This is a genomic window from Azospirillum sp. TSH64 (assembly GCF_003116035.1).
In the GTDB taxonomy this organism is placed as follows: domain Bacteria; phylum Pseudomonadota; class Alphaproteobacteria; order Azospirillales; family Azospirillaceae; genus Azospirillum.
Map to the genome: position 1 here is coordinate 4802715 of NZ_LGQW01000015.1, position 10873 is coordinate 4813587.

Below are 10873 nucleotides of genomic sequence, written 5' to 3' on the forward strand. Positions count from 1 at the left end.
GGCAACGCGAGGGAGGGGCTTAGCGATCTCCCGGAAGGGTAGGAGAAAGGCCGCGTCCCGGTTGGGGCGCGGCCTTTTTCATTGCTCCATTTTGCTAATGCCGCCGTGGCTCCGGGCTGCGGGTCAGCGACGTTATGCTGTCGTCGTAGCGGAATTCGGGCATGTCGCGCACGCTGGCGGCCGTCACCTCGCGCAGATGGATCGCCTCGGTGCCGGTCCGCAGGTCGGCCAGGGTCAGGTCGGCCGCGATGTTCTTGCCGCCGAAGCCCAGAATGCCGCCGGAATGGATGACGATGTACTGGGCCTCGCCCTTGTCGTTGAGGATCACGTCGGTGACGGTGCCGATCTTCGACCCGTCGGCACCGAGGACGCTGCGGTCCATCAACTGGTCGACGCTGGGGCCGGTCTTGCGTTCCACCGCCGCACCGACGGCCGGAGTCGAACCATTGATGATGACGCTCTGGGCAGCCGCACCCGGCGGAGTCGCAATGCCGACAAGCAGTGTCAGTGCCGGCAATGCGAACCACATCTTGTGGGTGATCTTCAGCATGGGCGCTTTTCCTCCCCCAAGGATCTATGGGATCCCGCGGGATCCATCTTGGCTCCACCCGCCTTAACCGGGGACGCTTGAAATAGTTGCGGGGAGGCCGTCGCCACCCCTCCTCCGTGTCGATCCGCAGGCCGACCGGCGGCGACTCGAGGGCTGCTTCACCCCCTTTTTCGAGTCGCCCCTTGGATTCCGCCAATTTGCCTCGAGTCGAAGCGCAGCGAATCGGTGGTGTGTGCAATGGGGCACAGGCAACAAGATGTTGATTTTCACTGCAACGAAGCACTGGTGATCGCCCGCGTTTTGCGCTCTAATCGGGGCGTGGCGCCGTCCGATCCGGCATCGGCGGTGATTTGAGTGCCTACAGTTTGTGCCTCACGACCGCGATGCGGTCCGCCACCGCCCCTGAAAAAATTGCTTGGCAGGCGGGAACAGGATCCGCAGTGACGGGTTGAACACCACAAGATCAAGGTTTTGAGGGGTTCGGTGATGTCAACCACAATATCTAGCAGAGTGGGGCTTGCTTGCCCCGGCTGCGCTGGCTAGGATGCCGCTCACGTGACCCGGCCGGCCTCTAGCGGCGGCCCCGGTCGGCAGCACAGCGGCGACGGCGGACAGCCGGGCATCGAGCCCTCTGTTTGCACGGCGCCATCTGCGTTGCCGGGCCGGACGGCGGATGAAGACCGCCGGCTGCTTCGACGGGACGGGTCGCACCATATTTCCATTTGAGCGCGCCGCGGCGGGCTCCAAGCAAGGGACAGTCTCATCATGCGGATTGAGCGTCGTTTCACGCACGAAGGCCAGGACGCCTACGCCAGCCTCGGTTTCCGCCAGGCGACCAGCGAGATCCGCAACCCGGATGGGACGATCGTCTTCCAGCAGACCGGCATCGAGGTGCCGGACAACTTCTCTCAGGTCGCCAGCGACATCCTGGCCCAGAAGTATTTCCGCAAGGCCGGCGTCCCCGCAGCGCTCCGCGCCGTGGAGGAGAACACCGTCCCGTCCTGGCTGTGGCGCAAGGAGGCGGACCAGGAGAAGCTGGCCGCCCTGCCGAAGGAAAAGCGTTTCGTCGGTGAGCATTCGGCCCGCCAAGTCTTCGACCGTCTGGCCGGCACCTGGACCTATTGGGGCTGGAAAGGCGGCTATTTCGACACCGAGGCCGACGCGCACACCTTCTTCGACGAGATGCGCTTCATGCTGGCCGCCCAGATGGCGGCCCCGAACAGCCCGCAGTGGTTCAACACCGGCCTGCACTGGGCCTATGGCATCGACGGCCCGAGCCAGGGCCACTTCTATGTCGATTTCAAGACCGGCCTGCTGACCTCGTCCGCCTCGGCCTACGAGCATCCGCAGCCGCATGCCTGCTTCATCCAGTCCGTCGCCGACGATCTGGTGAACGAAGGCGGCATCATGGACCTGTGGGTGCGTGAAGCCCGCCTGTTCAAATACGGCTCGGGCACCGGCTCCAACTTCTCCCGTCTGCGCGGCGAGGGCGAGAAGCTGGCCGGCGGCGGCAAGTCGTCGGGCCTGATGAGCTTCCTGAAGATCGGCGACCGCGCGGCCGGCGCCATCAAGTCGGGCGGCACCACCCGCCGTGCGGCCAAGATGGTCACGGTGGACATGGATCACCCGGACATCGAAGGCTACATCGACTGGAAGGTGAACGAGGAGCAGAAGGTCGCAGCGCTCGTGACCGGCTCCAAGATCTGCCAGAAGCACCTGACGTCGGTGATGGCCGCCGCCCAGTCGGGCCTGGACCCGAAGGAAAACAAGGAGCTCAAGAAGGCGATCCTCGCCGCCCGCAAGGATCAGGTGTCTGAGAACTACATCCAGCGCGTGATCCAGTTCGCCGGCCAGGGCTTCACCTCGATCGAGTTCAAGACCTACAACACCGACTGGGATTCGGAAGCCTACCTGACGGTCTCCGGCCAGAACTCCAACAACTCCGTGCGCATCTCCAACGAGTTCGTGCAGGCGGTGCTGGACGATGCCGACTGGAACCTGATCGGCCGCACCAACGGCAAGGTGGTGAAGACCGTCCGTGCCCGCGACCTGTGGGACAAGGTCGGCTACGCCGCCTGGGCCTGCGCCGATCCGGGCGTGCAGTTCGACAGCACCATCAACGAGTGGCACACCTGCCCGGCCTCGGGGCGCATCAACGCCTCGAACCCGTGCTCGGAATACATGTTCCTCGACGACACCGCCTGCAATCTGGCGTCGCTGAACCTGATGTCGTTCCGTCTGAAGGACGGTTCCTTCGACGTCGAGGCGTTCGAGCATGCCTGCCGGCTGTGGACCATCGTGCTGGAAATCTCCGTGCTGATGGCGCAGTTCCCGTCGAAGGAAATCGCCCAGCTCTCCTACGAGTTCCGCACGCTGGGCCTCGGCTTCGCCAACCTCGGCGGCCTGCTGATGGCGTCCGGCCTGTCCTACGACTCGGACGAGGGCCGCGCCTACTGCGCCGGCATCTCCGCCGTCATGACCGGCGTCGCCTATGCCACCTCGGCCGAGATGGCGCAGGAGCTGGGCACCTTCCCGGGCTTCGAGGCCAACCGCGACCACATGCTGCGGGTCATCCGCAACCATCGCCGCGCCGCCAACGGCGAGATGAACGGCTACGAGGGCCTTGCGGTCGAGCCGGTGCCCTTCGTCGCCGACCTCTGCCCGGACCAGGAACTGGCGCTCGCCGCCGTCCGCGTGTGGGACGAGGCGCTGGAACTGGGTGAGGCCCACGGCTACCGCAACGCCCAGGCCACCGTGGTCGCCCCGACCGGCACCATCGGTCTGGTGATGGACTGCGACACCACCGGAATCGAGCCCGACTTCGCCCTGGTGAAGTTCAAGAAGCTGGCCGGCGGCGGCTACTTCAAGATCGTCAACCGTCTGGTGCCGGAGGCGCTGAAGACGCTCGGCTACACCCCGGACCAGATCGAAGAGATCGCGCTCTATGCGGTCGGCCACGGCACGCTGAAGAACGCCCCCGGCGTGAACCACGAGTCGCTGAAGGCCAAGGGTTTCACCGCCGAGCTGCTGGAACGGCTCGAGGGCAACCTCGCCACCGCCTTCGACATCAAGTTCGTCTTCAACCGCTGGACCATCGGTGCCGACTTCTGCACCCAGACGCTGGGCATCCCGGCCGAGACGCTGGACGCCCCGGGCTTCGACCTGCTGAGCCACATCGGCTTCACCAAGGCCCAAATCGAGGCGGCCAACACGTTCTGCTGTGGCGCCATGACGCTGGAGGGCGCGCCCTTCCTGAAGGACGAGCATCTGTCGGTGTTCGACTGCGCCAACCCCTGCGGCCGCATCGGCAAGCGCTTCCTGTCCTGGGAATCGCACATCACGATGATGGCGGCGGCGCAGCCCTTCATCTCCGGCGCCATCTCCAAGACCATCAACATGCCGAACACGGCGACGGTCGACGAGTGCAAGGACGCCTACCTGATGTCCTGGCGCCTGGGCCTGAAGGCGAATGCGCTCTACCGCGACGGCTCCAAGCTGAGCCAGCCGCTGCAGGCCGCCCTGCTTGACGACGAGGAGGATGGCGAGGCGGTCGATGCGATGATCGAGGCGCCTGCCGCCGTCCGCGCCCAGATGGTCACCGAGCGCATCGTCGAGAAGGTGATCGAGCGGGTGGTCGAGCGGAAGAGCAGCTCGCGCGAGCGTCTGCCCCACCGCCGCAAGGGCTACACCCAGAAGGCCAATGTCGGCGGCCACAAGGTGTACCTGCGTACCGGCGAGTATGAGGATGGCCGCCTGGGCGAGATCTTCATCGACATGCACAAGGAAGGCGCCGCCTTCCGGTCGCTGATGAACAACTTCGCCATCGCGGTGTCGATCGGCCTGCAGTATGGCGTTCCGCTCGAGGAGTTCGTGGAGGCCTTCACCTTCACGCGCTTCGAGCCGTCGGGCATGGTGACCGGCAACGACACCATCAAGATGGCGACGTCGATCATCGACTACATCTTCCGCGAGATCGCCATCTCCTACCTGAACCGCACCGATCTGGCGCACGCCACGCCGGAGGATCTGGTGCCGTCGACGGTCGGCAGTGGTGACAAGCAGGGCGACCTGCCGGACACCCAGGTGCAGCCGTCCGACATCGTCCGCCGCATCGCCTCCACGGGCTATGTCCGCAACAACCTGCGCGTCCTGCATGGCGGCCAGACGGGCGGTCAGGTCCAGCGTGCCAGCGCCGCAGCGGCCTTCGCCGCCACCGGCACCGATACGGCGGCGGTCAGCGTCACCGCCTCGGCCGGCACTCAGGCGTCCGCCCAGGCGGCCATGTCGGCCAGCCCGGCGGTTGCCGCCGCCACTGTGCAGGGCCATGTCGCTGCCACCGCGGCCACCGGCACGGCCTATGGCGGCAGCACCAGCGACCAGCGCTTCGACCGCATCCGCGAGGCCCGCGCCCGCGGCTATGAGGGCGATCCCTGCGGCGAGTGCGGCAACATGACCCTGGTCCGCAACGGCACCTGCCTGAAGTGCGACAGCTGCGGGTCGACCACCGGCTGCAGCTGATCCCGAGGACGGCGCTCCCCCCGGGGGCGCCATCCGAAGGCCAATGACGATGGGGAGGGAGTGGGAAACCGCTTCCTCCCTTTTTGTTGTGCACGAACGGTTTCAGCGATGGCGGATTAGAACCGTTCTTGTGTGGCTGCAACAAGTTGGCCGAAGCGCGACGAGCCTTGACCGTGCCGCGTGTGTTCATGTTAGCTGACTCTCCCGGGGCGCCGACGCGGCGTTTCCGAAGCATGTCCGGAGGGATCAGGGGTCATGGACTCGGCCGCGACCGCGCTGGACGACCGTCTGCCGTCCGATCGCCTGTTGCGGGCAACCGCCGCGCAATGGAACGCTGCCCTGGTCTGGACATCGGTCGACGGCGCCATCGTCGGTGCCAACCCCGGCTTTGCCCGGCTGACCGGCCTCCACCTGGAGACGCTGGTCGGACGCTCGCTGCCCAGCCTGCTCGATCTCGGCGGACGTGACTGGCAAGCGGTGTGGGACGGTGCGCGGGGGGATCATCCGCCGCCCGGTGCCGGCGCCTTGCGGATCCTCCGCCATGACCCGGTCCCGGTCGATCTGTTCTGGCAGCATCTGACCGATGGGGACGATGAGCTGCTTCTGTGCGAGATGCGCAGCTTCGACGAGCGCGAGCGGGCGGAGGCGGTGGCCCGCCTGCAGCAGAATGTCCTGGAACTGGTGGCGACCGGCCGGTCGCTGAAGCAGGTCCTGGATTTCCTCTGTCGGCAGGTGGAGGCCTGCGCGCCGGACGTCGCCTGCTCGGTGATGCTGCGCGACGACGAGAACCGCATGCGTGTGGCCGCAGCCCCGTCGCTGCCCGCCGGCTACACTGCCAACATCGACGGGCTTCCGATCGAGCCGGACGTCGGCTGCTGCGGCAGCGCGATGAGCGCGGGTGAGGCGGTGATGTCCGTCGATATCGCCGACGATCCGCGCTGGGCCAAGCGTCGCGACATTGCGCTGGCCCATGGGCTGGCCGCCTGCTGGTCCAACCCGATCAAGGGGCGGGACGCCCGCATGCTGGGCAGCTTCGCGCTCTATTACCACCATCCGCGCCCCGTTGCCGCTTTTCACCGCCGGCTGGTGGAAGCCTGCGTTCATCTGTGCGCGCTCGCCATCGAACATGACCGGGCGCGGGCGGAGATCAACCGGCTGGCCTACTTCGACACGCTGACCGGGCTGCCCAACCGCCAGCTTCTGGCCGACCGCGCCACCGCGGCGCTGGCGCTTGCCGGGCGCACCCGGCAGCCGGTGACGCTGATGTTCCTGGACATCGACCGCTTCAAAACCATCAACGACTCGCTGGGGCATGCGGTCGGCGACCGGCTGCTGGTGGAGGTGGCGACCCGGCTGAAGCACTTGTTCATCGAGGGCGACACGCTGGCCCGGCTGGGCGGCGACGAGTTCGTGGCGTTGCTGCCGGGCTGTGACGCGGCACATGCCTCGCTGCTGGCCGAGCGGGTGCTTGCCGCCCTGGCGGTGCCGGTGACGGTGGCCGATCTGACGCTGACCCCGACCGCCAGCATCGGCATCGCCGTGCATCCCGACGACGGCATGGATTTCGACACGCTGCTGCGCCAGGCCGACGCGGCGATGTACCGGGCCAAGCAGGCGGGCCGCAACCGCTGCCACTTCTTCCGCCGCGACATGAACGAGCAGGCGGTCCGCCGGCTGGAGATGGAGGCGGCTCTGCGCGAGGCGCTGGACCGGCAGGAGACGGGCTGCCCGGAGGACGAGGCGCCGTTCGAGCTGTATTACCAGCCCCAGCTGCGGCTGAAGCCGAACTGCCTGCACCGGGTGGAGGCGCTGATCCGCTGGACCCACCCGCGCTGGGGAGCGGTGTCGCCGGCGGAGTTCGTGCCGCTGGCCGAGGAGTGCGGGCTGATCGACCGGCTGGACAGCTGGGTGTTGCAGACATCGGTGGCGCAGCTCGGCCGCTGGCGCGCGGCGGGGGTGCCAGTGCCCGGGCTGGCGGTGAACGTCTCCGCCGTCCGCTTCGCCCGCGGCGACCTGCCGGATCAGGTCCGCGCCGCGCTGGCCACCAACGGCATCCCGGCCAACGATCTGACGCTGGAGATCACCGAACGGCTGATGATGACGGAGGAGATCGGCGTCCATGACGCGCTGGATGCCCTGCACGCGCTGGGCGTCACCCTCTCCATCGACGATTTCGGTACCGGCTATTCGTCCTTGAGCTATCTGAAGCGCTTCCCGGTCGGCGAACTGAAGATCGACCGCAGCTTCGTCAAGGAACTGGACATCGACGCCGCCAACCGCCCCCTGGTCCGCGCCATCATCCAGATCGGCGAGGCGCTGGGCCTGACCGTCGTCGCGGAGGGGGTGGAGCGCGAGGCCCAGCACCGCATGCTGGAGGCGGAGGGCTGCGCCATCGGCCAGGGTTATCTGTTCGCCCGGCCGATGCCGTCGGCGGCGCTCGTGAGCTGGCTGGCGGGGGAAGGCAAGCACTGGGTCGAATGTCCGGCCGACGCTTGCTTCAGCATCTGAAACATTTGCAGGGGAAATGGTCCCGTTTTTCTTTGGATTTACGGGGTACTTCGGGCGCAATTCACCATTCGAATCGGTATTATGCGGATCCGCCGGAGTAATGGCGATGCAGGCGAGGATCTGGGCAATACGATATAGCCGCAACGCCCCTTTGCCGGTGAAGCGCAGGTCATCCTGTTCTAGACCACGCGACTGTCTTGTGTCCCAACGTTTGGGGCGATAGAAGGTCCACTCAGCGGCATGTGCGGTCAAGCAAACTGACCACGGGGTTTCGCCAGGCGGATTTCCGCAGGGTGGAACGGTCGTTGGAGACAAGGGGAGCACCCACATGCCGGACGACCATGGGGCGAGAGGAAATCCGCGATGGCGAGCCAGGGTGAATCCAAGTGGGTCTACAGCTTCGGGGCCGGTGCCACCGAAGGACGGGCCGATATGAAGAACCTGCTGGGCGGCAAGGGCGCCAATCTGGCCGAGATGGCCAATCTTGGCCTGCCCGTTCCGCCGGGCTTCACGATCACCACCGAGCTGTGCACCTATTTCTACGCCAACGGACGCTCCTATCCGCCGGAGCTGACGACGCAGGTGAACGCCGCCATCGCGCGGCTGGAACAGGCGATGGACGCCAAGTTCGGCGATCAGGCCAACCCGCTGCTGGTGTCGGTCCGTTCCGGCGCCCGCGCGTCGATGCCGGGCATGATGGACACCGTCCTGAACCTGGGCCTGAACGACGCGACCGCCGCCGGCCTCGCCAAGCGGTCGGGCGACGGCCGCTTCGCCTACGACAGCTACCGCCGCTTCATCCAGATGTACTCCAACGTCGTGCTCGACGTTGAGCATCACCATTTCGAGGACATCCTCGACAACCACAAGCGCGACAAGTCTTACAACCTCGACACCGACCTGTCGGCCGAGGATTGGCAGGCGGTGATCGAGGACTACAAGAAGGCGGTCGAGCGCGAACTGGGCCGTCCCTTCCCGCAGGACGTGCAGGAGCAGCTGTGGGGCGCCATCGGCGCCGTGTTCGGCTCCTGGATGAACGCCCGTGCCATCACCTACCGCAAGCTGCACGACATCCCGGCCGACTGGGGCACCGCGGTCAACGTGCAGTGCATGGTCTTCGGCAACATGGGCAACGACTGCGCCACCGGCGTGGCCTTCACCCGCAACCCGTCGACCGGCGAGAACGCCTTCTACGGCGAGTATCTGGTCAATGCCCAGGGCGAGGACGTCGTCGCCGGCATCCGCACGCCGCAGCACCTGACCGTCGCCGGCAAGATCGCCAACAAGTCCGACCTCCCCGCCATGGAGGAGGTGATGCCGGAGGTGTTCAACCAGCTGAACGAGGTCCGCCTCAAGCTGGAGAAGCACTACCGCGACATGCAGGACATCGAGTTCACGGTCCAGCAGAACAAGCTGTTCATGCTGCAGACCCGCAACGGCAAGCGCACCGCGCCGGCCGCGCTGAAGATCGCCGTCGATCTGGCGAACGAGGGCGTCATCGACCAGAACGAGGCGGTCCGCCGCATCGATCCGGCCTCGCTCGACCAGCTGCTGCACCCGACGCTGGACCCCAAGGCCGACCGCAAGATCATCGCCAAGGGCCTGCCGGCCTCCCCCGGTGCGGCCTCGGGCAAGGTGGTCTTCACCGCCGACGAGGCTGAGCAGATGGCCGGCAAGGGCGAGTCGGTGATCCTCTGCCGCATCGAGACCTCGCCCGAGGACATCCACGGCATGCATGCCGCCCGCGGCATCCTGACCAGCCGCGGCGGCATGACCAGCCACGCGGCGGTGGTGGCCCGCGGCATGGGCCGTGCCTGCGTGTCGGGCGCCGGCGACCTGCGCATCGACTACAAGACCAAGCAGATGTCGGTCCGCGGCGTCGCCGTCAAGGAAGGCGACATCCTGACCATCGACGGCTCCACCGGCGAGGTGATGCTGGGCGAGGTTCCGACGATCCAGCCGGAGCTGTCGGGCGACTTCGCCACCCTGATGGGCTGGGCCGATAAGATCCGCCGGATGAAGATCCGCGCCAACGCCGAGACCCCGCTGGACGCCCGCACCGCGCGGAAGTTCGGCGCCGAGGGCATCGGCCTGTCGCGCACCGAGCACATGTTCTTCGACCCGGAGCGCATCCTGGCCGTCCGCGAGATGATCCTGGCGGAGGACGAGGCCGGCCGCCGCAAGGCGCTCGCCAAGCTGGAGCCCTTCCAGAAGAAGGACTTTGTCGATCTGTTCACGATCATGACCGGCCTGCCGGTGACGATCCGCCTGCTCGACCCGCCGCTGCACGAGTTCCTGCCGAACACCGAAGAGGACATGGCGGAGGTCGCCGAGGCCACCGGCACCGATCCGCTGCGGGTGCGCCACCGCACCATCCAGCTGCATGAAGCGAACCCGATGCTGGGCCATCGCGGCTGCCGTCTGGGCATCTCGTACCCCGAGATCTACGAGATGCAGGCCCGCGCCATCTTCGCCGCCGCCGCCGAGGTTGCCAAGACCACCGGCGAGGCCGTCATTCCGGAAGTGATGATCCCGCTGATCATCACCCGCAAGGAGTTCGACATCCTCAAGGCGGTGATCGACCGCGCCGCCGAGCAGGTGAAGGCCGAGACCGGTGTCGCGGTGGAGTATCTGACCGGCACGATGATCGAGATCCCGCGCGCGGCCCTGAAGGCCGGCGAGATCGCCGAATCGGCCGAGTTCTTCAGCTACGGCACCAACGACCTGACCCAGACCACGCTGGGCCTGTCGCGCGACGACGCCGGCAGCTTCCTGCCGGAGTACCAGCGCCAGGGCATCCTGGAGCAGGACCCGTTCCAGTCGCTGGACGTCACCGGCGTCGGCGAACTGGTGGAGATCGCCACCGAGCGCGGCCGCAAGGTCCGTCCGGACATCAAGCTCGGCATTTGCGGCGAGCATGGCGGCGACCCGGCCTCGATCTCCTTCTGCGAGAAGATCGGGCTGACCTATGTCTCCTGCTCGCCCTACCGCGTGCCGATCGCCCGTCTGGCGGCGGCGCAGGCGGCGCTGAACAGCGACACGGTCAAGCGCGACTGAGCCGAACCGGGTAGCTGAAACGACGACGGCCCTCTTCCCGCAAGGGAAGTGGGCCGTTTCGCTTTGGGGGCGGGTTTAGTTGGGTGGAACAGGTTGGAACGGTTTTTGGGGGACTGTTCACTGTTCCACGCGGGGCCGCCGGGCATGGGGAACGGTGGTCGGATGGAACGTTTGGAACAGGTTGGAACGGTTTTCCGGGGGGTGTTCAGTGTTCACTCCTGCTGTTGGCGGAGTCCTGGC

At 66.7% G+C, this 10873-nt stretch carries 4 protein-coding genes; 3 read left to right on the forward strand and 1 reads right to left on the reverse strand.

All coding sequences use genetic code 11. The annotated features are described in order from the left end of the window. Positions 1 to 94: 94 nt before the first annotated feature. On the reverse strand, positions 95 to 550 hold the full coding sequence (locus tag TSH64_RS23135; RefSeq protein ID WP_109051901.1) for a PRC-barrel domain-containing protein: 456 nt from the start codon (positions 548 to 550) through the stop codon (positions 95 to 97). Positions 551 to 1315: 765 nt separating this feature from the next. On the opposite strand from TSH64_RS23135, the gene TSH64_RS23140 reads away from it, so the two are divergent. From TSH64_RS23140 to ppdK, 3 genes are all read left to right on the forward strand, one after another. Next, on the forward strand, positions 1316 to 5068 hold the full coding sequence (locus TSH64_RS23140; RefSeq protein WP_109448577.1) for a vitamin B12-dependent ribonucleotide reductase: 3753 nt from the start codon (positions 1316 to 1318) through the stop codon (positions 5066 to 5068). Between the two features lie 255 nt (positions 5069 to 5323). Then, complete coding sequence (locus TSH64_RS23145) at positions 5324 to 7576, forward strand: EAL domain-containing protein (RefSeq protein WP_109448579.1); 2253 nt, start codon at positions 5324 to 5326, stop codon at positions 7574 to 7576. A gap of 363 nt (positions 7577 to 7939) precedes the next feature. After that, positions 7940 to 10633: a pyruvate, phosphate dikinase gene (gene ppdK / locus TSH64_RS23150; RefSeq protein ID WP_109448582.1), complete on the forward strand. Its 2694-nt coding sequence runs from the start codon at positions 7940 to 7942 to the stop codon at positions 10631 to 10633. Positions 10634 to 10873 lie beyond the last annotated feature (240 nt).